Origin of the sequence: Rhizobium sp. B230/85 (genome assembly GCF_019355735.1) — a bacterium.
In the GTDB taxonomy this organism is placed as follows: domain Bacteria; phylum Pseudomonadota; class Alphaproteobacteria; order Rhizobiales; family Rhizobiaceae; genus Rhizobium; species Rhizobium rhododendri.
This window is the reverse complement of sequence record NZ_CP072156.1, coordinates 17,395-39,254: the sequence shown is the minus strand read 5'-3', so window position 1 is coordinate 39,254 and position 21,860 is coordinate 17,395. Positions and strand designations below refer to the sequence as shown.

Here is a 21,860-nt window from a genome sequence, read left to right as displayed (position 1 = left end):
GAGGTGTTTATACTGCGGCGACTTGACGCTATGGGCGCATTTGACGATACCCTTTGCAAACAATTTATGAATGGCCCGATGTGTGAACCTGTCCTAACCCTTGCGCAAAGCCTCAAAGACAGAGCCCGAGCGGCGCTCGGTCAGCGCAATCTTATCCTCGTCGGTCTTATGGGTGCCGGCAAAACCTCGATAGGTCGGCTCGTTGCAACCCATCTCGCAATTCCCTTCGTCGATGCCGATGCCGAGATCGAGCGGGTGTCGCGAATGACCATATCCGAACTGTTTACGGCCTATGGAGAAGAAGAGTTTCGGTCGCTCGAAACGCGGGTGATCAAGAGGCTGCTGAAAGGCGGCCCGCGTGTCGTCTCGACCGGCGGCGGTGCTTTCGTCAACGATCGGACGCGCTGGCATATCAAGCGCAAAGGTCTCTCGATATGGCTGAAGGCCGATCTCGACGTGCTCTGGGAGCGAGTCAACAAGCGCGATAGTCGGCCGCTGTTGAAGACCGGGGACCCCAAGGCGACGCTCGAGGGCCTGATGAAGGCGCGTTATCCGATCTATGCGGAGGCCGATCTCACCGTCATGTCGCGCGATGTCCACAAGGATATCATTGCCCGGGACGTGCTGGCGGCGATCCTCCGCACAAGCCAGGAAAGTAAAGTATCATGAGTGCCATTCCTGACGTGTCCGAGCGTCTCGTCCACGTGCCGCTCGGCGAACGGGCCTACGATATCCTGATCGGCCCCGGCCTGATCGCGCGCGCCGGTGCGGAGATTACCGCGCGCCTTAGGGGTCGGCGGGCTGCCGTCATCACCGACAAAAATGTCGGCCCGCTGTATCTAGCCGCCCTGACAGCCAGCCTCGAGGCATCAGGCATCGCTGTCGCCAGCCTGGTGCTGCCGGCCGGTGAGAAGACCAAGAGCTTCGAGCCGCTGATGGCGGTCTGCGATGCGGTGCTGGAAGCCCGCGTCGAGCGCAACGACATGGTGATCGCTCTCGGCGGCGGCGTCATCGGCGATCTCGCCGGCTTTGCAGCCGGTATCGTCCGGCGTGGCGTACGCTTCGTTCAGGTGCCGACCTCGCTGCTGTCGCAGGTGGATTCCTCCGTCGGCGGCAAGACCGGCATCAACACCCGCCAGGGCAAGAACCTCGTCGGCGTCTTTCACCAGGCGGACCTCGTGCTGGCCGACAGCGACGTGCTGAATACGCTGAGCGAACGGGAATTCCGGGCCGGATATGCCGAAGTCGCGAAATACGGGCTGATCGACAAGCCGGACTTCTTTGCCTGGCTCGAGGCCAACTGGCGTGACGTGTTTGCGGGTGGCCCGTCCCGCATCGAGGCGATTGCCGCCAGTTGCCAGGCTAAGTCCGATGTGGTGGTGGCCGACGAGCACGAAAACGGCGCGCGGGCGCTGCTCAATCTCGGGCATACCTTCGGCCACGCGCTGGAATCAGCCACGAATTACGACAGCAGCCGGCTGGTGCACGGCGAGGGCGTCTCCATCGGCATGGTGCTCGCCCATCGGTTTTCCGCCCGGCTCAATCTGGCGAGCCCCGACGATGCGGCCCGGGTCGAGGCACACCTGAAGGCGGTCGGCCTGCCGACGCGCATGAGCGATATCCCGGGCGCCTTGCCACCAGCAGAGATGCTGATGAAAGCCATCGGCCAGGACAAGAAGGTAAAGAGCGGCAAGCTGACCTTCATCCTCACGCACGGCGTCGGCCAGTCCTTCGTCGCCGACGATGTTCCCTCTTCGGAAGTGCTGAGCTTCCTCAAGGAAAATCACCCGCAATGACCATCGAAGGCACCTTTGCAGCGCTTGCGGAATATTGGCCGCAGTTCCTGTCCATCGTCCTGCTCGTTCTGGTCTCGGCCTTCTTTTCCGGTTCCGAAACGGCGCTGACGGCGGCATCGCGCAGCCGCATGCACACGCTCGAGGCCAATGGCGAGATCCGTGCCGCTGTCGTCAACGGGCTGATCGAGCGTCGTGACCGGCTGATCGGGGCGCTGCTGATCGGCAACAATCTTGCCAACATCCTGTCCTCATCGATTGCCACCAGCCTGTTTCTCGGGCTGTTCGGCAGCTCGGGCGTGGCACTGGCCACCCTGGCGATGACCGTCATCCTGGTCATTTTCGCCGAAGTCCTGCCAAAGAGCTGGGCGATCTCGGCGCCGGACCGTTTCGCGCTCTATGTCGCGCCGATGGTCAAGCTGTTCGTGGCTGTCGTCGGGCCGCTGTCGAGCGTCGTCAATGTCATCGTCCGGCAGATCCTGGCGCTGTTCGGCATCAACCTTTCCAAGGAGGTGTCGATGCTGTCGGCCCATGAGGAGCTGCGCGGCGCCGTCGACTTCCTGCACCGCGAGGGATCGGTGGTGAAGGCCGACCGCGACCGTCTCGGCGGCGTCCTCGACCTCAGCGAGCTCGAATTGTCCGACATCATGGTTCACCGCACGTCGATGCGGGCCGTCAACGCCGACGACGCGCCGGAGGCGGTGGTCCGCACCATGCTGGAAAGCCCTTATACGCGCATGCCTCTATGGCGCGGGACGACCGACAATATCATTGGCGTCATCCATGCCAAGGACCTGCTGCGGGCGCTGGCAGAGCCGAACGTCGAGCCGGAGAACCTCGATGTCGCCAAGATCGCGCAAAAGCCGTGGTTCGTGCCCGATAGCACCAATCTCGAGGACCAGCTGAACGCCTTCCTGCGGCGCAAGCAGCATTTTGCCGTGGTCGTCGACGAATATGGCGAGGTGCAGGGCATCGTCACCCTGGAGGATATCCTCGAAGAGATCGTCGGTGACATCGCCGACGAGCACGATCTCGATATCCAGGGCGTGCGGCAGGAGGCGGACGGCTCGATCGTCGTCGATGGCGTGGTGCCGATCCGCGATCTCAACAGGGCCCTCGACTGGAACCTGCCGGACGAGGAGGCAACGACGATCGCCGGCCTGGTCATCCACGAATCCATGACCATCCCCGAGGAACGCCAGGCCTTCACCTTCTACGGCAAGCGCTTCATTGTCATGAAGCGCGAGAAGAACCGCATCACCAAGCTCCGCATCCGCCCGGCCGAAGCCGCCGATACGGACCCTGTGTAGGGCTGAGGCGGGCTTAGTCGCCGTCCGACGCGCGTTTGGTGCTATCTGCGGCACCCTGCTCATCCGTTTGATAACGCGACAAAACTCACCTCCCTCTTCCCTGTGCTTGTCACAGGGATCCAGCCGTCGCGCGTCTGCGCGGCGAGAAGATGCACTTAAGGTGGAGAGTTCTGTCGCGCCCAAGGACTTGGGCGCACTGGATTCCTGTGACGAGCACACGATGAGGGCGGAGAGAGTGGCGCTCTAACTTTGGCTGTAACCCCGCCTCTGAAGCGCGACGCTGGTTCATCAGCCGGCTGCCGAAACCCCGGCCAGACCTACCAGGCGATCTCTTCGCCGGGGGCTGCGGGCTCGATGGCCAAGGCGTGGAGGCCGGCGTCGAGTTCGGGTTTCAGGAGGGCGGTGATGGCGCGGTGGCGGGCGAGGCGGGGCATGCCGGCGAATTTTTGGGACACGATGCGAACCCGCATGTGGGTTTCTCCGGCGCCGGTGATGTCGGGATGGTGGCCGGCGTGGAGGTGGCTTTCGTTGATGACGGCAAGGCGCTCGGGCGCGAAATTCTGCGTCAGCGTTTCTTCGATGCGCGATTGAACGGTCATGATCTGCAGCCTGCTTCGGTTTCAAGAAAACGGATCACAAAGCCTGCAAGATTCCGGTTTGTCAATTCTTGTTGTAGGCCGCCGGACGTCCCATAATTAGCCCCATGGGACTAGACTCAAAATTCTTCGATGGCATCCGGACACGCCGTAGAAAGGTACCGGACGAGACGCCGGCCGACCCCATCTGCACATGGGACGGCTGCGAGAAGAAGGGTGTCCATCGCGCGCCGGTCGGCCGCAATGCCGAAGGCAAATTCTTCCTGTTCTGCTTCGAGCACGTGCGCGAGTACAACAAGGGCTATAATTACTTCTCCGGCCTGTCGGACAGCGAGATCGCCCGCTACCAGAAGGAAGCGATTACCGGTCACCGCCCGACCTGGAGCGTCGGCGTCAACAAGGCAGCGCGAAACAGCCCGTTGCATTCCGAGGTCCGCTCCGGCGCCCATCCGAGGATGCGCGATCCATTCGGCTTCGTGGCGGAAGGGCTCGGTCGGGGACCCCGTTTCGAAGCGCCGGCGCGCAAGTTGAAAACACTTGAGGCCAAGGCCTTCGACACGATGGATTTGACCTTCGGCGCCACGGCGACCGAGATCAAGAGCCGCTACAAGCAGCTCGTCAAGAAACATCACCCGGATGCCAATGGCGGCGACCGGGGGTCCGAAGACCGCTTCCGGGCTGTCGTTCAGGCCTATCAATTGTTGAAGCAGAACGGTTTTTGTTAATCCGTCTCCTTGAGTTCGAAATCGGATGAGGTATGGTCCAGATCGACCGGGACAGCCGGGCGGCCAAGGCGTATCCCGCGCGTTTGTCGCTGCGATCTCCGGTCGACACTCCGGGCGCGGCGTTTCTTGTCCGGGACTTTGCTTGTCATGCTCTCCGGCACAGCCCGGTCGCACAGAGATTTCGCTTTAGTCCCGGAGAAGAATCGCCGTCGTCTTGACCATTCGAGATGAGCGGCCATCTTCGGTGGCGAAGCAGTCGCGACAAAGAACATGCAATGCGGCCGGGTGCGACCACCCGCCTTGGAGACATGATGAGTAAGATTGACGTTGATATCTCGCAGCTGCCCGACACCACGGTTTCGCTGCGCGAAGCCTTCGGTATTGATTCCGACATGCGCGTACCGGCCTACAGCAAGGGCGACGCCTATGTTCCGGACTTCGATTCGGACTACCTCTTCGACCGCGACACGACGCTCGCCATCGTCGCCGGCTTCGCCCACAATCGCCGGGTGATGATTTCGGGCTATCACGGCACGGGCAAATCGTCGCATATCGAGCAGGTCGCCGCGCGGCTCAACTGGCCCTGCGTGCGTATCAACCTCGACAGCCATGTCAGCCGTATCGACCTTGTCGGCAAGGATGCCATCGTCGTCAAGGACGGCATGCAGATCACCGAGTTCAAGGACGGCATCCTGCCCTGGGCCTACCAGCACAATGTCGCGCTCGTGTTCGACGAATACGATGCCGGACGCCCGGACGTGATGTTCGTCATTCAGCGCGTGCTGGAATCGTCGGGTCGCCTGACGCTTCTCGACCAGAGCCGCGTCATCCGCCCGCATCCCGCCTTCCGCCTGTTTGCCACCGCCAACACCATTGGCCTCGGCGACACGACGGGCCTTTATCACGGCACGCAGCAGATCAACCAGGCGCAGATGGACCGCTGGTCGATCGTCTCGACGCTGAACTACCTGCCGCACGAGCAGGAAGTGAACATCGTCGCCGCCAAGGTCAAATCCTTCCGCACGACGGCCGGCCGCGAGACTGTTTCGAAGATGGTAAGGGTTGCCGATCTGACGCGCGCGGCCTTCATGAACGGCGACCTGTCGACCGTCATGAGCCCGCGTACGGTCATCACCTGGGCTGAGAATGCCGAGATCTTCGGCGATGTCGCCTTCGCCTTCCGCGTCACGTTCCTCAACAAGTGCGACGAGCTTGAGCGTCCGCTGGTGGCCGAGCACTATCAGCGCGCCTTCGGTGTGGAGCTTAAGGAAAGCGCCGCCAACATCGTTCTCGAGGCCTAGAGCATTTCATGCTCGACATGATAGCTCGGAAAGACTGAAGTCATATGGCAGGTCGTGGAGACAATCTGAAAGGCAAGCCCAACACGCAGGTCGATATGGAGCCGTTGCGTCGGGCGATCACTGGCTGCGTGCGCTCGATTGCCGGCGACGGCGAAGTCGAGGTGACGTTTGCCAACGAACGTCCGGGCATGAGCGGCGAGCGCATCCGCCTGCCGGAAATGTCGAAGCGGCCGACGCTGCATGAGCTTGCGGTCACCCGCGGGCTCGGCGATTCCATGGCGCTGCGTCTTGCCTGTCACGATGCGCGCGTTCACGCGACGATGGCGCCGCAGGGTACCGACGCCCGCACCATATTCGATGCCGTCGAGCAGGCGCGCGTCGAATCGATCGGCACGTTGCGGATGGATGGCGTTGCCGCCAACATCTACTCGATGAATACCGAGAAATACGCCAAGGCGAACTTTGCCGGTGTCGAGCGTCAGGAAGATGCGCCGCTCGGCGAAGCCATGGCGATGATCATCCGCGAGAAGCTGACCGGCCAGAAGCCGCCGGAAAGCGCTGGAAAGGTGCTCGATCTCTGGCGTCCGTTCATCGAGGAAAAGACCGCCGGCGCTCTGGATGCGCTGCCGGCTGCGATCAACGACCAGCAGGCCTTTGCCCGCGCCATGCGCCACGTCCTCTCAGCCATGGAAATGGCCGAGGACTACGGCGACGACGAGACCGAGCAGAACGACGAGGACAGCACCTCCGAGGAAGACCAGCCACGCAGCGACGAGCAGGACCAGGACGAGGTCGACGAAGATGCCGGCGCCGACGCCGCGCCCGCCGAAGACAGCGAGCAGGCCGACGAGCAGATGGACGACGGCGAGATGGACGGCGCGGAGATTTCCGACGACGACATGACCGACGAGGGCGAGGACGATTCCGAAACGCCCGGCGAGACGCGCCGCCCGAACACTCCTTTCTCCGATTTCAACGAAAAGGTCGACTATCACGTCTTCACCGAGGATTTCGACGAGACCATCAGCGCGTCGGAGCTTTGCGATGCCTCCGAACTGGAGCGGTTGCGGGCGTTTCTCGACAAGCAGCTGGCCCATCTTCAGGGTGCCGTCGGACGCCTCGCCAACCGGATGCAGCGCCGCCTGATGGCGCAGCAGAACCGCTCGTGGGATTTCGACCTGGAAGAGGGCTATCTCGACCCGGCCCGCCTGACGCGGATGATCATCGATCCCATGCAGCCGCTGTCGTTCAAGATGGAGCGGGACACACAGTTCCGCGATACGGTGGTGACGCTGCTGATCGACAATTCAGGCTCCATGCGCGGACGGCCGATCACGGTTGCCGCCACCTGCGCCGATATCCTGGCGCGTACGCTGGAGCGTTGCGGCGTCAAGGTCGAGATCCTCGGCTTCACGACCAAGGCCTGGAAGGGTGGGCAGTCTCGCGAGACATGGCTCGCCGGCGGCAAGCCGCAGACGCCGGGCCGCCTCAACGACCTGCGCCACATCATCTACAAGTCGGCCGACGAACCTCTACGTCGGGCGCGCAACAATCTCGGGCTGATGATGCGCGAAGGGCTGCTGAAGGAAAATATCGACGGCGAGGCGCTGATCTGGGCCCACAACCGGCTGCTGGCGCGGCGCGAGCAGCGCAAGATCCTGATGATGATCTCGGATGGTGCTCCGGTCGACGATTCGACGCTGTCGGTCAATCCGGGCAATTATCTAGAGCGTCACCTGCGCGCCGTCATCGAGCAGATCGAAACCCGTTCGCCTGTCGAACTTCTCGCCATCGGCATCGGCCACGACGTAACGCGCTATTATCGTCGCGCCGTCACCATCGTCGATGCGGACGAACTGGCCGGCGCCATGACGGAGCAGCTGGCATCGCTGTTCGAAGACCAGACGCAGCTGCGCGGCAGCCGGCGGCGCCGGGCTGGCTGACAACGCGCCGCCGGTTTTCGCCGACGGCTGTTCCCTGATATCCGAGGGCCTGATGAAGCGACTTTCCCGCGTCTGCCTGCTGGCCGCGCTGCTGGCCGGCTGTGTGTCTGCCGGCGATCCCTCCGCCGGCGGACCTGCCGAGATCCGTGCCAGCAAGATATCCGCTTTCCGTTTTGGCTCGACGGTGACGAAATTCGGCGATCTCGAGTTTCTGGGCGGCCTGCAGATGACCTCCAGCAACGATCTGTTCGGCGCCGCCTCGGCCATTCGCCTGCGGCCAGACCACCGGCACTTCGTCTCCGTGCTCGATACCGGGCACTGGTGGATAGGCGCCATCGACCGCGATGCCGATGGCAAGCTGCAGGGCATCTCCGAGGCGGTCATCACGCCGATGATCGACCGGTTTGGCCAGACGCACGAAGGCAAGGGCGCAATGGATGCCGAGGGCGTTGCGCTGCGCGGCAACACCGTGCTTGTCAGCTACGAGCAGAACCACCGCGTCGACGTTTATCCCGATCCCGGCTTCGAGACGTCCAAGCCCTCGGGCTCGATCCCTATCCTCATGAACCGCAATGCGTTGCGCGGCAACCAGAGCCTCGAAGCGCTGATGATTGGCCCGCCGGGCAGCCCGCTTGCCGGCAATGCCGTGCTGGTAACGGAACGCAGCCTGGACAAGGACGGCAACATGCTCGCCGCCATTCTCGACGGCCCCCTGAAAGGCCGCTTCACCGTCCGCCATTACGACGACTACGATGTCAGCGACGGGGTGTTCCTCCCGGACGGCGACATGCTGCTTCTGGAACGGCGTTTCGACTTCGCCCACGGCATCGGCATGCGCCTGCGCCGCATTGCCGGCGGCGACATCAAGCCGGGTGCCGTCGTTGATGGAACGGTGATCTTCGAGGCCAATGCCGACGAGCAGATCGACAACATGGAAGGCATAGACGCCTTCCGCGCCGAAGACGGAACGATCCACCTGATCATGGTCTCAGACGACAATCACTCGATCCTGCAGCGCAACCTGATGCTGGAATTCCGGCTGCTGCGGTGAGAAACCGCTACCGGTTTCTCAGGGACAGTCAGTCCAGGTGACCTCAGCCCCGAACCAGCTGCGCCGGCTTCAGAACGTTCATGAGGGCGCCGTAGGGCAGCAGCATTACCAAGCCGACGATCAGCTTGACGGAGAAGTCGCCGATGGCCCAGGAGATCCAGCGCGGCGCTTCCATCGTGAAGATGCCGAGGATCGGCGCCTGTTCCAGCGCGAAAGGCGTGTTGTCGCCGAGGAATACGAAAAAGGCGGCGAAGGAGAGCGAGAAGAACAACACGGTGTCGAGCAGAGAGCCCAGCAGGGAGCCAACCAGCGGCGCGCGCCACCACGCCTGGCGGCGCAAGCGATTGAAAAGCACGATGTCGAGCAGCTGGCCTGCCAGATAGGCAGCGCCCGAGGCAATGGCGATGCGCGGCACTGACGAGAAGAACGACATGGCGATACCGACGACGAAGCCGGCGAGCACGACGCGGCGCGCGATGGTCGGGCCGAACTGGCGGTTGGTGAGGTCGGTGACGAGAAAGGCGACCGGGTAGGTGAAGGCACCCCAGGTCAGGATGTCGCCGAGTTTGATGCCGGCAATCTCGCCGTTCAGCGGGAACTGGACGAGAAAATTGGACGCGACGACGACCAGCGTCATCAGGGCAACGTAGATCAGCAGAAAACGCGGGTTGGGCATTTTTTTATCCTGGGTGATGCCACCAGTTGGAGGGAAGGGCCGGTCAAAGCAAAGGCTTGAGCGGATATTATCCGTCAAGCCTTTGAAAGCACGTATAAAGTCAGATCAGGAAGTCTTAGGCAGCGGTCGCTGCGAGTTCCGCGGTCTTCTTGACGATCTGGCGACGAAGCAGGCGAGCGCGCTGGCTCAGCGTGGTTTCGTCGGACTTCAGGAGGAAGGCATCGAGGCCGCCACGGTGTTCGACAGTGCGGAGCGCCGCAGCCGAAACGCGCAGGCGATAACGCTGGCCGAGCGAATCGGAGATCAGCGTTACCTGGCACAGGTTCGGAAGGAACTTGCGCTTGGTCTTGTTGTTTGCGTGGCTGACATTGTTACCCGTCAGGACGGCCTTGCCGGTCAATTCGCACATGCGGGACATGGTACACCTATTTTATTTTTGTCTGCCATCGGAGAGCCTTGCCGGCAAAACCGGTTCCGCAATCCAACAGGCCATGATTGGAAAGTTGCGGTTCTATAGTCAGCGCAGCCTTGGCAGTCAAGCCAAACCTTGGCATTTCCCGCAATTCCGCCAAAAAGCTCGTGCTTGTTGCCATCGCAGACATCGTCACAAGTGTCTATATAGGGTACTACCACTCATATGAAGGCAATCACGATGTCATATCTCGGAAAATGGCTTCTCGTCTCCGCTATCGCCGGATCGCTCCCGGCTATCGGCCATGCCGAGGACATGCGGCATGAAACCGAATACCGCGTGGCGCTGGCCGGACTGCCGATCGCGCACGCCGATTTCAAGACCGAAGTCATCGACAAGCATTTCACCATCAAGGGCACGGTCAGTTCCTCGGGCCTCGCCGATCTCGTGACGACGATCTCGGCGCAAGCCGATGTTGCCGGTGTCGTGGGGCCGCGGAAGCTCGAGACATCGCGCTACACGCTCAATTACAAGAGCGGTCGCAAGCAGCACACCTATGACGTCCTGTACCGCGATGGCAACGTCACATCGTCAACCACGACGCCGGAGCCGCACCGGCCGCAAAACTGGATCCCGGTTGCCGAGGGAGACCTGCGCTCCGTTCTCGATCCGGTGTCGGGGCTGATCTTCCCGGCAAACACCAACGTCTGCGCGCAGACACTGCCGATCTACGACGGCGAGACGCGCATGAACCTGAAACTGTCTCCGAAGGGCTCCAAGCCGTTCTCGACCGAGGGTTTCAAGGGTGACGCGATCGTTTGCGGCGTGCACTTCACAGCTCTCGGCGGCTACAAGAAGAGCCGCACCGACTTCGACTACCTGAGCAAGAGCAACGACATGGAGATCTGGTTTGCCAAGGCGGACGCCATGAAGGTATATGCTCCCGTCTATGTTCGTATACCGACCAAATACGGCACGGTGACAATCACGGCGGTCAAGTACGGCAGTTAACGGCACCTCCTCCGGCTGACACCGGCGCGGTGTCGCAAAGGGGGCAGAATGACATTGCGGGCAACGCTGATCGGTTTTTCGGCAATCCTGATGTGGTCCTTCCTGGCGCTGTTCACCGCCGCCTCCGGGACAATGCCGGCCTTCCAGCTTTCGGCCATCTGCTTTGCCATCGGCAGCATCCCGGGCATCGTGGTTCTGATCCTCAGGCCGGAGCGGATAAAGCTGCTGCGTCAGCCGGCGAAAGTGTGGATCACAGGCATTGCCGGGCTGTTCGGCTATCATTTTCTCTATTTCACGGCACTTAGAAATGCGCCGGCGGTCGAGGCCGGTCTCATCGCCTATCTCTGGCCGTTGCTCATCGTTGTCGGCTCGGCTCTGCTGCCGGGCGAACGGCTGCGCTGGTATCACATCGCAGGCGCCTTTGCCGGGCTCGCCGGGACGGTGCTGATCGTCGGGCGCAACGGGTTTCATTTCGATGCGGCCTATGGGCTTGGCTATGGCACGGCCGTTCTCTGCGCTTTCACGTGGTCAGGCTATTCATTGCTGACGCGGCGTTTCGATGCCGTCTCGACCGATGTCGTCACCGGCTTCTGCCTTGCGACGTCCATCCTCTCGCTGCTCTGCCATCTGGGGCTGGAAAGGAGTGTCTGGCCGGAAACAGGCTTTCAATGGGCGGCGATAGCCGGTCTCGGGCTGTTGCCGGTCGGGGCTGCCTTCTACGCCTGGGATTATGGTGTCAAGAACGGCGATATCCAGATCCTCGGTGCCGCCAGCTATGCGGCGCCGTTGCTGTCGACACTGATTCTGACGTTGTTCGGCTTTGCCGAGCCGAGCTGGGGAATTGCCGGCGCCTGCCTGCTGGTGACCGGCGGCGCCGTGCTTGCCGCCCATAAAATGATCCTGCGCCGTCCGCCAGCGCCGGATGTCGCCATTGCCGAATAGGCATCAGGCGTCCGAAGGCTTCCAGCCCGGAGGCGCCATTTCGAAGCTCGAAAATTCAAAGCCCGGGGCGACGGTGCAGCCGACCAGCGTGTAGTCGCCGGTTGTTTCCGCCGCCTGCCACCAGTCGGCGGGTACGATCGCCTGTGGCCGTTCGCCGCTCGCGAAATCTGTCCCGAGGACGATTGTCGTCTTGCCTTCGCCATTCTGCGAGATGTCGAGCGCCAAGGGAGCGCCGGCATAGTAGTGCCAGACTTCGGCGGCGTCCCGCACACGGTGCCAGTGAGAGCGCTCTCCCGACTGCAGCATGTAATAGATCGCCGTCGAATGGCCGCGCGCCTCGCCCGTGCCGTCGCGGAACGTCTGGACATACCAGCCACCTTCCGGGTGGGGCTGCATGCCGAGTTCGCGGATGATGTCCTCCGGCCGCATCAGAAATTATCTTTCCGCTTGCGGATTTCGGTGAAGACTTCCTCGTTGGTGCGGCTTTCCATCAAAAGGTTGCGGCGGATGGCCGGATCGGCGGGGCGCAGGAACGGATTGGTTTCCTTCTCCAGTGCCAGCGTCGTCGGGATGGTGCACTTGCCTTCGGCGCGCATCGCCTCGATATCGGCAGCCCGGGCTTTCAGGCGCTCGTTGTCCGGATCGATGGTGAGCGCAAAACGGGCGTTGGCCAGCGTATATTCATGGCCGAAATAGACGGCGGTCTCGTCGGGCAGCACGGCAAGTTTCTGCAGCGAAGCCCACATGTCCGAGGCCGGGCGTTCGAACAGCCGACCGCAGCCGAGCGCGAACAGCGTATCTGCGGCAAACAGCAGTTTGTCGTCCTCGAAGTGGTAGCAAATGTGCCCGGCGGTGTGACCTGGGGTCTCGATGACACCAACGGTGTGGCTGCCAAACTTGAAGCTGTCGCCGTCACCGTAGGCGCGGTCGAGGCCGGGAATGGCAACCGCCTCGTTGAGCGGGCCGAAGATGTGACAGCCGAACTGCTCCTTCAGCGCCAGATTGCCTTCGACATGGTCGGTATGATGGTGGGTGGTGAAGATGTGGCTGATCTTCCAGCCACGGCGCCCCGCTGCGGCGGCAACCGCTGCTGCGTCCGGCGCATCGATGGAGGCGGTGAGGCCTGTCTCCGGATCGTGGACGAGAACGCCGTAATTGTCGGTGCGGCAGGTAAATACGTCGAGTTCCAAAGGCTGCATGGCTCAAATGTCCTAACTTTCGTCGGTCGACACGAATGTAGAGGCTGCGGCCTTGAAGTCCAACCGCCGGCTGATAAGATTTCCGGTATGCATGCCGATATCGTCGACCTTCGCCAATTCTATCATTCCGAACTCGGCCGGCTGGCGGAGCAATCGATCGCCATGGCGCTGTCGTCGCTCTGGACGCGATTGCCGGAGGAGCGGCTGGTGGGGCTTGGCTATTCCGTGCCGTATCTCGACCGCTTTCGCGCCGATACCGAGCGGACCTTCGCGTTCATGCCGGCGGGGCAGGGGGCGGTGAACTGGCCGATGGGATCGGCGTCGTCGACGGCGCTGATCTTCGACGAAGAACTGCCCTTGCCCGATTCGTCGATCGACCGCGTTCTTCTGGTGCATTCGCTGGAATTTGCCGAAAGCCCGCGCGAGACGCTGAAAGAGCTTTGGCGGGTGCTGGCGCCCGGCGGGCGGCTGGTGATCGTGGTGCCGAACCGGCGTGGCGTCTGGGCGCGGATGGAGCATACGCCATTCGGCTCGGGCCGGCCCTATTCCCGCGGCCAGCTGACGGCGCTGTTGCGCGAGACGAATTTCACGCCGGGAGCGACCGCCGAAGCGCTGTTCTTCCCGCCCTCCAAGCTGCGTGCGGTGCTCAGGCTGCGCCGCGCCTTCGAGCGTATCGGCAGGACGCTGTGGCCGGCCTTCTCAGGCGTCATCATCGTCGAGGCGCAGAAACGGCTTTATCAAGGCCTGCCGGTCGCGGTGCGCGCCTCGCGGCGTGTGTTCGTGCCCGTGCTGGCGCCACGCGGCGTGCCCACGACGCGTGAGGAAACCCAGCCGAAGCGCTGAGTGTTGCCGGCTTCTTACTCGACAAAATCGTCATTCCGGATTAATGCCACGGGATGTTTGAAGCCGGATATGCCGGCCCTTGTCCAAGGTCGATCCCATGAGCAGCGAAATCAGCAAGCCCGTCCCGCGTCCCGGTATTCTCGACATCGCTGCCTATGTGCCAGGCAAGGAAGGTGCGCCGGGTCTTTCCCGTGTGTTCAAGCTGTCGTCCAACGAGACGCCGCTCGGTGCCAGCCCCAAGGCCGTCGCCGCCTTCAAGGCAGCGGCCGACGAGTTGGAACGTTACCCGGACGGGCAGGCATTGGCGCTACGGCAGGCCATCGCCGACGTTAACGGGCTCAATCCGGCAAACATCCTCTGCGGCAACGGGTCCGACGAACTGCTCGGCCTGCTCTGCCACGTCTACCTGGCACCGGGCGACGAGGCCGTCATCACCGAACACGGGTTCCTCGTCTACAAGATCCAGATCATGGGCGCCGGGGCGACGCCTGTTACGGTCAAGGAAAAGGACTGCACCGTCGACGTCGATGCGATCCTTGCCGCCGTCAACGAAAAGACCCGCATGGTGTTCATCGCCAATCCCGGCAATCCGACAGGCACCTATGTCCCGGTCAGCGACATCAGACGGTTGCACGCGGCGCTGCCGAAGAACGTCATTCTGGTGCTCGACGCCGCCTACGCCGAATATGTCCGCCGCAACGATTACGAGGCCGGCATCGAACTGGTCTCGGCAAATTCCAATGTCGTCATGACCCGCACCTTCTCCAAGGCCTACGGTCTGGCGGCGCTTCGCGTCGGCTGGATGTTCGGCCCGGCGGAGATCGTCGATGCGCTGAACCGTATTCGCGGACCGTTCAACATGAATGCCCCGGCAATCGCCGCCGGAGCCGCTGCCATGCGCGACCAGGCGTTCGTCGAGACGGCGGTCACCTACAATCTGATGTGGCTGGACAAGCTGACTGCGGCGTTTGAAGCCATCGGGCTGAAGGTCACGCCGTCGGTTGCCAATTTCGTTCTCATCCACTTCCCGGATGTGGACGGCAAGCGCGCTGCCGATGCCGACGAGTTGCTGGCCAGCCGGGGCTATATCCTGCGTGCCGTGCGCGGCTACGGCTTCACCAATTCGTTGCGGATGAGCATCGGCACGGAAGAGGCCAATCGCGGTGTCATCGAGACACTCGGCGAATTCATGGGACGCAAGGCATGAGCGATGTCCAGTTCGACCGGATCGCGCTGATCGGCATCGGACTGATCGGCTCGTCTCTCGCCCACGACATTCGCGCGCTCGGTCTTGCCCGCGAGGTCGTGATCGCGACGCGCGGCGCGGCGACGCTGAAGCGGGCCGAGGAACTGGGGCTGGGCGACCGCTACACGCTGTCGTCGGGCGAGGCCGTCAAGGGTGCCGATCTCGTAATCGTCTCGGTGCCTGTGGGTTCCTCGGAGAGTGTCGCCATCGAGATTGCCCCGTATCTGAAGCCGGGTGCCATCGTCACCGATGTCGGCTCGACCAAGGCCTCGGTCATTGCGCAGATGCAACCGCATATTCCGGAGGGCGTGCATTTCATTCCGGGCCACCCATTGGCAGGCACGGAGAAATCAGGCCCAGATGCCGGTTTTGCCGGTCTTTTCCGGGGGCGCTGGTGCATTTTTACACCCGTTGAAGGCACCGACGAGACGGCGCTGAAGACGCTCCGGCATTTCTGGGAGACACTTGGTTCAAGGGTCGACGAAATGGATGCCGAACACCATGACAAGGTGCTGGCCATCGTCTCGCACCTGCCGCACCTGATTGCCTACAACATCGTCGGGACGGCAGCCGATCTCGAGACGGTGACACAGTCGGAAGTCATCAAATATTCCGCCTCCGGCTTTCGCGACTTTACCCGCCTGGCGGCTTCCGATCCCACCATGTGGCGCGATGTCTGCCTGCACAACAAGGATGCGATCCTTGAGATGCTGGCGCGGTTTTCAGAAGACCTCGCCTATCTGCAGCGGGCGATCCGCTGGGGCGAAGGCGACAAGATCATGGAACTGTTCACCCGCACCCGCGCCGTCCGCCGCTCGATCATCGACGCCGGCCAGGATGTCGACGCCCCCGATTTCGGCCGACACGCGCTCGATCCGAAAGCGCCGTGACGCTCGGTCTCAAGGCGTACCGCCTCAGATCGGCGGGATCTTGCCGACCGGGATGAAGCCGCTAAGCGTGACCGCGCCGTGATCGACGGTGAGATCGACGGACACCTTGTCCTCGCCGGCGGCGAGCGCCTTCAGCAGCTTGCCGGCCATGTCCACCGTCTGCTTGGCGGCAGGGATCGCCTGCTTGATGCTGTCGCGCCAATGGCTGATCTGCTGGATCTCCAGCTTGAACTGGCCGGAGAGAAAGCCGTCGTCGTCGAAAGAGAATGGCCCTGACAGGGTCATGATACGGCCGTCGCCAATGTCGGTCGTTACCTTGCGCAGGATACCCGATGCGCCAAACAGGCCGCGCCCGTCCTTTTCGCTGCCGTCAAGCAGTCCTGCCTTGCCGGTCAGCGTCACATCGATCTCTGCGGCGAGTGCTGGAAGCTGCGGGAAATCCTTGATGACGGCGTTGGAGTTCTTCACCTCGAAGACGGCTTCGAGGTCTTCGCCGTTCTGGCGGACATGGATCTCCGTCTTGTCGGCAGTGAAATTCACCGTCTGGCCGGTTGCCGAGGAGACGACGGCGGTCTTGAGGCCGTTGATGGTGGTGGCGCCCTGCTCAATGCCGTTGCCCCGGGTGACCATGGTGGATTGCAGCGCTGCCCACTCGGAGGAGATGGTCAGCCCCTGCGACGTGCGGATCTCTGCCGGGGAATTAAGTTGCCACTCGATGTTGCCCGGCGCGTAGACGTGAGCCGAGGCGCTGAGGTCGTCGAAGGTGGCGGAGACACCCCGTGTGTGGTCGTCGACCTGGACTTTGGAGCAGGTCAGGCCGATGCGGAAGGGAAAGCCCTGCTGGTCGAGGTCCGTACACTGGCCGGTAAAGCCTGCCGCATCCTGTTTGCCCAGCGCCCGCAGGACATTGGTCTTCAGCGCCGAGGCGGCATAGAACCAGCCGGCGGTGTAGACTGCGGCCAGCAGGACGATGATCCCCAAAAGGATGAACATCCCCCTGAAGCCTCTGCCGGATCGCTCGCTCTGGCTTGACGCTGACATGATGTTCTCCAATGGTGCACAGCAATGCTGATGTGAGTATGGCTTTGGATATGGACGAATTTTGGGTGTTTGGCTACGGATCGCTCATGTGGAATCCGGGTTTCGCCTTTTTGGAACAAGCGGATGCCGTCATTTTCGGCTATCGCCGTTCGCTCTGTGTTTATTCCTGGGTGCATCGCGGCAGCGAGGCCAGCCCCGGGTTGGTGCTTGGCCTCGACCGTGGTGGCGCCTGCCGTGGCGTGGCGTTTCGGGTAGCCGACACGGATCGGGATGCAGTGCTTTCCTACCTCAGGGAGCGGGAACTGGTGACCAAGGTCTATCTCGAGCGCCTCGCTACGATCCGGCTTGCAGACGGCCGTCGGGTTACCGCCGTGGCTTATGTGGTCGACCGCCATCACAGGCAATATGCCGGCGCGCTCGATCCGCTGACAGCTGCCCGCATCGTCGATGTCTCCGTCGGCCAGTCCGGGCCAAACGATGCCTATGTGTTCAATACGCTCACCCATCTCCGCGAGGCTGGTATCCGCGATGCCTGGCTCGAGAGCGTCAATGAAGAAGTGTTGCGGTTGCGAGGCGCTGCCTGAGTTCAGCCGCTGGCCTCTGCCGACGTGGAACTGCGCAGGATTGCCAGTCTTTCGATGGCTGTTGGCGGTAGCGGCAGGTCCGGATTGCGGGCCACGGTTTCCAGCAGCAGCTCGTCGCTGGCAGCCTCGGTCACCTTGATCAGGTGGGCGAAAAAGGCATCGGGGTCCATGCCCGGCTGGATCGGGGGCAGGATGCGGACCTTGAAATGGCCGGGATAGCGACGAAAATCGCGGCGCGGCCAGAACAATCCGGGATGCATGGCGACCGGCACCACCGGCACATCGAGATCGCGATACATGCGGGCAATGCCGTATTTGTAGACGGGCTCGGCACCGGGCGGGCGGCGCGTGCCCTCGGGGTAGATGATCAGCTGTCGGCCTGCCGCCAGAACCTCGCGGGTGCGCCTGAGGACCTCGACCATCACCTTGCCACGGGCGCCGCGATTGACCGGGATCATCTGCTGCTTCTTGGCATACCAGCCGAACAGCGGGATCCATAAAAGCTCGCGCTTCAGGATATAGACGGGATCGTCGAGGTAGGGGAGCAGCGCAAACGTATCCCAAAACGACTGGTGTTTTGGCGCAAAGATGTAGCCGCCCTTCGGAATGTTCTCGAGGCCCTCGATCTCGAAGGTGGTGCCGACGATTTTCTCCATCAGCCAGACGCTGGATGTGGCCCAGGCCTTGGGAATGGCATAGCCGGCCTTGCGCGGCATCAGGAAATAGATGGGCGAAAGAACGATCATCCGGATGATCAGGTTCAGATAAAAGGCGGCATTGAAGAGGATCGAACGAAGGGTGATCATGAAGCTGTCCCGACACGCCTGGTGACGGCGTCTGATCCCGTGCCTACACGATATCGATCTCAATAAAAAGACGGCAGGCGCCGATGCTAGCCCTTGTGCTGCGCGTCGTCCTGCTCCTGCGAGCGAAGGCCTGCCGGGCGGGCAAAACCGAACAGATTGCGGCCACCGGTCAACAGTACCTTGGCGTATTCGGAGAGCATGGTGCGAAGCGCATTCGGGTCGGTAAACCAGGCTTTGGTCTTCAGGTCCGAGTTGACGACCGGATAGGGAATGAAATCCATTTCCGGGTCGGCATAGCGCAGTTCCGCTATGCTGCGCGGCATGTGGTAGTTGTTGGTGACCACCAGCACGCTCTTGTAGCCCTTGGCATGGATCCACTTCACCGTTTCGCTGGCATTGCCGATCGTGTCGATGGCGTCGTAGCCGATGTCGACACAGCAGGCGAAGAGATCCGGCGGCGTCTGTGTGGCCTTGGCGATCTGCTTGCGGGTCGTGGCGGGATAGGCGCCCGATATCAGGAGCCGGTTTCCGGCGCCGCTGCGCAGAAGCTCGATCGCCTGGTCGATGCGCTGGTAGCCACCGGTAAGCACGACGATGGCGTCGGCCTTTGGATCAAGTGGCGGCCGTAGGGTGGTGACCGAATCAGCAAAGCGAAGGAAGCCACCGAAAAGGATGGCGCCGGCAAGAATGGTGGCAAAGCCCGTCCACCGCATAATCCGACGGAAAACGCTGCGGCGCGGGGGATTTTCACCACCTGCTGCCTGCTGCATCGTCGCCGGATCGAGCGTGTTTCGTGTCATCTGTTCCATGGTTGCCAAACGTCAGTTCCGCCAGACTAGGGCTGTGTCCGGGCCGTTTGATGGCAGATCAGTCATAGTTTTAAGCTCAGGTCGCATTATCGCTCCTGCTCGGGTCCGATCGGATCTGGTCGATCTCGTAGATGGTTCGCATCACCGTAAACCGCGCGGTGACCGTCGTCAGCAGTGCGATGATTACCATGGTCGCGAAAATGCCGAGATAGCCGAGTGCGCCGACCGAGAAGGTGCCGAACAGCGCCGTGGCCTGGTCGGTCTGCGGGGTGGCGATCGTGTGGCTCTGCAGCAAGCCTGCGGCGGCAAAGAAAAGCGCTGCCAGGGCACTGCCGACCGCGGAGCCCTTGAAGCTGATTTTCAGGAAATGCTTCTGAAATTCCTTGGCAACGAAAGCGCTTTCGGCGCCGACGAAATGCAAGACCTCGACGATGTGACGATTGCCGGACAGTGCGCCCCGGGTGGCAAAGACCACCGTCAGCACCATAGCCGTGAACACCAGCAGCAGGATGCCGGTACCGATCATGACCGTGGTGTGGGCCATCGACACCAGCCGGTCGACCCAGGTGCGGTGGTCGTCGAGCGAGGCCTGCGGGATCGAGTCCTTCAGCAATGCGCGCATCGCCTCGAAATCCGGCGGGTGGGTTTCGTCGATGGTGACGATGACCAGCCGGGGCACGGGCAGTTCCTTGAGGTCGAGACCCGAGCCGAGCCAGGGTTCCAGCAGGCGGGCGGTCGCGGCCTCGTCGACGATCTGCCCGGTCTTGGTGCCGACAAAGGTCATGGCGATATCGCGGGCCTTGACCAGCGCCTTCTCCATGTCGAGGTCGTCGTCAGGCTTGATCTGGATCGTGATTTCGCGGGCGATCTGGCTTTCCCAACTGGCAGCCGTCGAGCGTACCATGCTGACGGCGCCGAGTGTCAGGCAGGCGAGGAAAGCCATGATGGCAATCACCACCATCAGCGCATTGCCCTGGATGTTCGAGGACGGAACGATCGGCCCAGTCGGGCGCACGCGCATTGCCGGCCGCCTCGCTTCGGCTGGCGTCTGCGCGTCCGGACGCGCCTGTCTGCTGGGGACATCAGGTTCAATCATAGATGTCGAGATGCCCCTCGGAGAGGATCATGCGTCGCGCCTCGACCTGGTCCATCAGCGTCAGGTCGTGGGTAGCGATGACGACGGCGGTGCCGAGCCGGTTCAACTCGAGAAAGAGATTGAGCAGCCGGCGGGCCATCGGCGGATCGACATTGCCCGTGGGCTCGTCTGCCAGCAGGATCTCCGGCCGGTCGATCAGTGCGCGGGCGATGGCGGCCCGTTGCTTTTCGCCGCCGGACAGAACCGGCGGCAGCACGTTGATGCGCTCGCCGAGCCCGACCCATTTCAGCAATTCGAGCACATCGTTGCGATAGGAGCTCTCGTCCTTGCCGCGCACCCTCAAGGGCAGGGCCACGTTCTCATAGGTGGTGAGATGGTCGAGCAGGCGAAAATCCTGGAACACGATTCCGACGCGTCGGCGCAGCAGCGGCAGTTCGCTGTGGGGAATGGCGGAAATGTCCCGACCGAACATGCGGATCAGGCCGCGTGTCGGCTGCAGCGACATGAACAGAAGGCGCAGCAGCGTCGTCTTGCCGGCGCCCGAGGGGCCGGTCAGGAACTGGAAGGACTTTTTCGGAATGTCGAAGGTCATGTCCCGGAGAATCTCCGGGCCCATGCCGTATCGCAAACCGACGTTTTCAAAATGAATCAACGGGCAGCCCAGTCTTCCGCGGTTTCGATCGCTGACTTGTTAACCAACAGGGTTAACGGACCGTAAAGTTTGCCGGCCCCAAGCTGCTTCGGCGACCATCTTTGCGAAGCATTAACCATTCAAATTTACTTCTAGGTGGGATTCCTTTCAATGGCCCGTTTGCCGGCGCCGATGAAACGATGTGGATCACCACAGAGGACGTCACCATGGGCGCATTTCGCAATCGCCACCATCAGACGGGACTGGCTTATGATCTGATCCCGCCCGAGGCGCAACAGCCAGCGCGATCACTTCGCCGTTTCGAGCGGTCGGATGATATCGTCGATGCCGAATTCGTCATCGTCCAGCCGGGTCGTGGCAGCAACTTTACGGCCCGCAGCGGTAACGACAATCACAGGCGCCATTATCCGCAGCCGCGCAAGGGCATGGCATCTGCCGCCCTCCTGTCGGCGGTCGTCTATTTCCTGCGCGCCGGCGAAAGCTGGCTGCAACGGGCGTCCGGTCGCAGCTTCGCGGTGTTGATCGTGGCGCTTTTCGTGCTGGTGTTCGGTCTGGTCGGCGGTTTTTCGGGCCTGGCGGAAGCGCCGGTGCGGGTCCCGCCGATCGCTGCATCACCCTTGCAGTTCACCCATGTCTCGCTGACGCCGCGCGATGCCAACGGCATGCATATTCTCGTGCTCAATGGCATCATCGACAATGTCACCGCCGCCGGTCGCTCCTTGCCGGAAATCCGGGCCGATCTCTATGATGGCAACCAGTTGCTGGCGAGCGTGATGATTGCGCCACCCAGCGAGCGGATCGGCGGAGGCGAGAGCCGTGGCTTTTCGGCGCGATTGCCGCACCAAGGGGAAAAAATGCCAGAGGTTCGGCTTTCCTTTGTCCAGGCGGGTGCCGACGGGCGGTGATTGTGCTAACGGCTGTTGCTCGAACCGGC

The 21,860-nt window shown here is 62.3% G+C and carries 25 protein-coding genes; 14 read left to right on the top strand and 11 right to left on the bottom strand.

The genetic code is table 11. The features are described 5' to 3' along the window. Positions 1 to 78: 78 nt before the first annotated feature. From J5289_RS00220 to J5289_RS00210, 3 genes are read left to right on the top strand one after another with little or no spacing between them, the layout of a single operon-like run. Positions 79 to 669 (top strand): shikimate kinase, encoded by a 591-nt coding sequence (locus J5289_RS00220; RefSeq protein WP_142824764.1) that lies wholly within the window; start codon positions 79 to 81, stop codon positions 667 to 669. Continuing rightward, a complete protein-coding gene (gene aroB / locus J5289_RS00215; RefSeq protein WP_209185177.1) occupies positions 666 to 1,796 on the top strand; it encodes a 3-dehydroquinate synthase in 1,131 nt (376 codons plus the stop codon). The genes J5289_RS00220 and aroB overlap by 4 nt, the downstream gene beginning before the upstream one ends. Next, a complete protein-coding gene (locus J5289_RS00210) occupies positions 1,793 to 3,103 on the top strand; it encodes an HlyC/CorC family transporter (RefSeq protein ID WP_142824766.1) in 1,311 nt (436 codons plus the stop codon). Before aroB ends, J5289_RS00210 begins: the two co-directional genes overlap by 4 nt. Before the next feature lie 317 nt (positions 3,104 to 3,420). Here J5289_RS00210 and J5289_RS00205 read toward each other — a convergent pair whose 3' ends face one another. Next, positions 3,421 to 3,702, bottom strand: a complete 282-nt coding sequence (locus J5289_RS00205) for a BolA family transcriptional regulator (protein ID WP_142824767.1) — start codon at positions 3,700 to 3,702, stop codon at positions 3,421 to 3,423. Positions 3,703 to 3,806: 104 nt separating this feature from the next. Here J5289_RS00205 and J5289_RS00200 point away from each other — a divergent pair, with 104 nt between their 5' ends. The 4 genes from J5289_RS00200 to J5289_RS00185 all read left to right on the top strand — a co-directional run bounded on the left by J5289_RS00200 (position 3,807) and on the right by J5289_RS00185 (position 8,719). Continuing rightward, positions 3,807 to 4,424, top strand: a complete 618-nt coding sequence (locus J5289_RS00200; RefSeq protein WP_142824768.1) for a J domain-containing protein — start codon at positions 3,807 to 3,809, stop codon at positions 4,422 to 4,424. A 311-nt stretch (positions 4,425 to 4,735) separates the two neighbouring features. Then, positions 4,736 to 5,725, top strand: a complete 990-nt coding sequence (cobS, locus tag J5289_RS00195) for a cobaltochelatase subunit CobS (RefSeq protein ID WP_111220043.1) — start codon at positions 4,736 to 4,738, stop codon at positions 5,723 to 5,725. A 44-nt stretch (positions 5,726 to 5,769) separates the two neighbouring features. After that, positions 5,770 to 7,668 carry a cobaltochelatase subunit CobT gene (gene cobT, locus J5289_RS00190; protein WP_209185175.1) on the top strand — a complete coding sequence of 633 codons (1,899 nt, stop codon included), beginning with the start codon at positions 5,770 to 5,772 and terminating at the stop codon, positions 7,666 to 7,668. A 52-nt stretch (positions 7,669 to 7,720) separates the two neighbouring features. Further along, positions 7,721 to 8,719, top strand: a complete 999-nt coding sequence (locus J5289_RS00185) for an esterase-like activity of phytase family protein (protein ID WP_209185173.1) — start codon at positions 7,721 to 7,723, stop codon at positions 8,717 to 8,719. Between the two features lie 43 nt (positions 8,720 to 8,762). On the opposite strand, the gene J5289_RS00180 is transcribed toward J5289_RS00185, so the two are convergent. The 3 genes from J5289_RS00180 to J5289_RS00170 all read right to left on the bottom strand — a co-directional run bounded on the left by J5289_RS00180 (position 8,763) and on the right by J5289_RS00170 (position 9,988). Further along, on the bottom strand, positions 8,763 to 9,395 hold the full coding sequence (locus J5289_RS00180; RefSeq protein ID WP_209185172.1) for a queuosine precursor transporter: 633 nt from the start codon (positions 9,393 to 9,395) through the stop codon (positions 8,763 to 8,765). Positions 9,396 to 9,510: 115 nt separating this feature from the next. Beyond that, a complete protein-coding gene (rpmB, locus tag J5289_RS00175) occupies positions 9,511 to 9,813 on the bottom strand; it encodes a 50S ribosomal protein L28 (protein ID WP_111219879.1) in 303 nt (100 codons plus the stop codon). A 7-nt stretch (positions 9,814 to 9,820) separates the two neighbouring features. Then, a complete protein-coding gene (locus tag J5289_RS00170) occupies positions 9,821 to 9,988 on the bottom strand; it encodes a hypothetical protein (RefSeq protein ID WP_219270982.1) in 168 nt (55 codons plus the stop codon). 59 nt (positions 9,989 to 10,047) lie between these two features. Between J5289_RS00170 and J5289_RS00165 the strand changes: the two genes are divergently transcribed. Next, entirely contained in the window at positions 10,048 to 10,818 is a 771-nt protein-coding gene (locus tag J5289_RS00165) for a DUF3108 domain-containing protein (RefSeq protein WP_209185170.1), read from the top strand. A 48-nt stretch (positions 10,819 to 10,866) separates the two neighbouring features. Next, entirely contained in the window at positions 10,867 to 11,760 is an 894-nt protein-coding gene (locus J5289_RS00160) for a DMT family transporter (protein WP_209185168.1), read from the top strand. 3 nt (positions 11,761 to 11,763) lie between these two features. Here the strand turns inward: J5289_RS00160 and J5289_RS00155 are convergent, their stop codons facing one another. After that, entirely contained in the window at positions 11,764 to 12,189 is a 426-nt protein-coding gene (locus tag J5289_RS00155) for a cupin domain-containing protein (RefSeq protein WP_209185166.1), read from the bottom strand. Further along, positions 12,189 to 12,959 (bottom strand): hydroxyacylglutathione hydrolase, encoded by a 771-nt coding sequence (gene gloB, locus J5289_RS00150; protein ID WP_209185164.1) that lies wholly within the window; start codon positions 12,957 to 12,959, stop codon positions 12,189 to 12,191. Before gloB ends, J5289_RS00155 begins: the two co-directional genes overlap by 1 nt. An 87-nt stretch (positions 12,960 to 13,046) precedes the next feature. Here gloB and J5289_RS00145 point away from each other — a divergent pair, with 87 nt between their 5' ends. From J5289_RS00145 to J5289_RS00135, 3 genes are all read left to right on the top strand, one after another. Continuing rightward, positions 13,047 to 13,802 carry a class I SAM-dependent methyltransferase gene (locus J5289_RS00145; RefSeq protein WP_209185162.1) on the top strand — a complete coding sequence of 252 codons (756 nt, stop codon included), beginning with the start codon at positions 13,047 to 13,049 and terminating at the stop codon, positions 13,800 to 13,802. A gap of 97 nt (positions 13,803 to 13,899) precedes the next feature. After that, positions 13,900 to 15,009, top strand: a complete 1,110-nt coding sequence (gene hisC / locus J5289_RS00140; protein WP_209185161.1) for a histidinol-phosphate transaminase — start codon at positions 13,900 to 13,902, stop codon at positions 15,007 to 15,009. Then, on the top strand, positions 15,006 to 15,938 hold the full coding sequence (locus tag J5289_RS00135; RefSeq protein WP_209185159.1) for a prephenate/arogenate dehydrogenase family protein: 933 nt from the start codon (positions 15,006 to 15,008) through the stop codon (positions 15,936 to 15,938). The genes hisC and J5289_RS00135 overlap by 4 nt, the downstream gene beginning before the upstream one ends. A gap of 24 nt (positions 15,939 to 15,962) precedes the next feature. On the opposite strand, the gene J5289_RS00130 is transcribed toward J5289_RS00135, so the two are convergent. After that, positions 15,963 to 16,979, bottom strand: coding sequence for a DUF2125 domain-containing protein (locus tag J5289_RS00130; protein ID WP_209185157.1), 1,017 nt, complete (start codon positions 16,977 to 16,979; stop codon positions 15,963 to 15,965). An 11-nt stretch (positions 16,980 to 16,990) separates the two neighbouring features. On the opposite strand from J5289_RS00130, the gene J5289_RS00125 reads away from it, so the two are divergent. Further along, positions 16,991 to 17,563: a gamma-glutamylcyclotransferase gene (locus tag J5289_RS00125; protein ID WP_374108253.1), complete on the top strand. Its 573-nt coding sequence runs from the start codon at positions 16,991 to 16,993 to the stop codon at positions 17,561 to 17,563. Positions 17,564 to 17,565: 2 nt separating this feature from the next. On the opposite strand, the gene J5289_RS00120 is transcribed toward J5289_RS00125, so the two are convergent. The 4 genes from J5289_RS00120 to ftsE all read right to left on the bottom strand — a co-directional run bounded on the left by J5289_RS00120 (position 17,566) and on the right by ftsE (position 20,926). Next, positions 17,566 to 18,369, bottom strand: a complete 804-nt coding sequence (locus J5289_RS00120; RefSeq protein WP_209185153.1) for a 1-acyl-sn-glycerol-3-phosphate acyltransferase — start codon at positions 18,367 to 18,369, stop codon at positions 17,566 to 17,568. A gap of 86 nt (positions 18,370 to 18,455) precedes the next feature. After that, positions 18,456 to 19,139 carry a YdcF family protein gene (locus tag J5289_RS00115; protein WP_240538980.1) on the bottom strand — a complete coding sequence of 228 codons (684 nt, stop codon included), beginning with the start codon at positions 19,137 to 19,139 and terminating at the stop codon, positions 18,456 to 18,458. A 115-nt stretch (positions 19,140 to 19,254) separates the two neighbouring features. After that, on the bottom strand, positions 19,255 to 20,274 hold the full coding sequence (locus tag J5289_RS00110; protein WP_209187613.1) for an ABC transporter permease: 1,020 nt from the start codon (positions 20,272 to 20,274) through the stop codon (positions 19,255 to 19,257). Beyond that, entirely contained in the window at positions 20,267 to 20,926 is a 660-nt protein-coding gene (gene ftsE, locus J5289_RS00105) for a cell division ATP-binding protein FtsE (RefSeq protein ID WP_111219900.1), read from the bottom strand. The genes J5289_RS00110 and ftsE overlap by 8 nt, the downstream gene beginning before the upstream one ends. Before the next feature lie 179 nt (positions 20,927 to 21,105). Between ftsE and J5289_RS00100 the strand changes: the two genes are divergently transcribed. After that, a complete protein-coding gene (locus J5289_RS00100) occupies positions 21,106 to 21,831 on the top strand; it encodes a hypothetical protein (protein ID WP_247749218.1) in 726 nt (241 codons plus the stop codon). Positions 21,832 to 21,860: the final 29 nt, after the last annotated feature.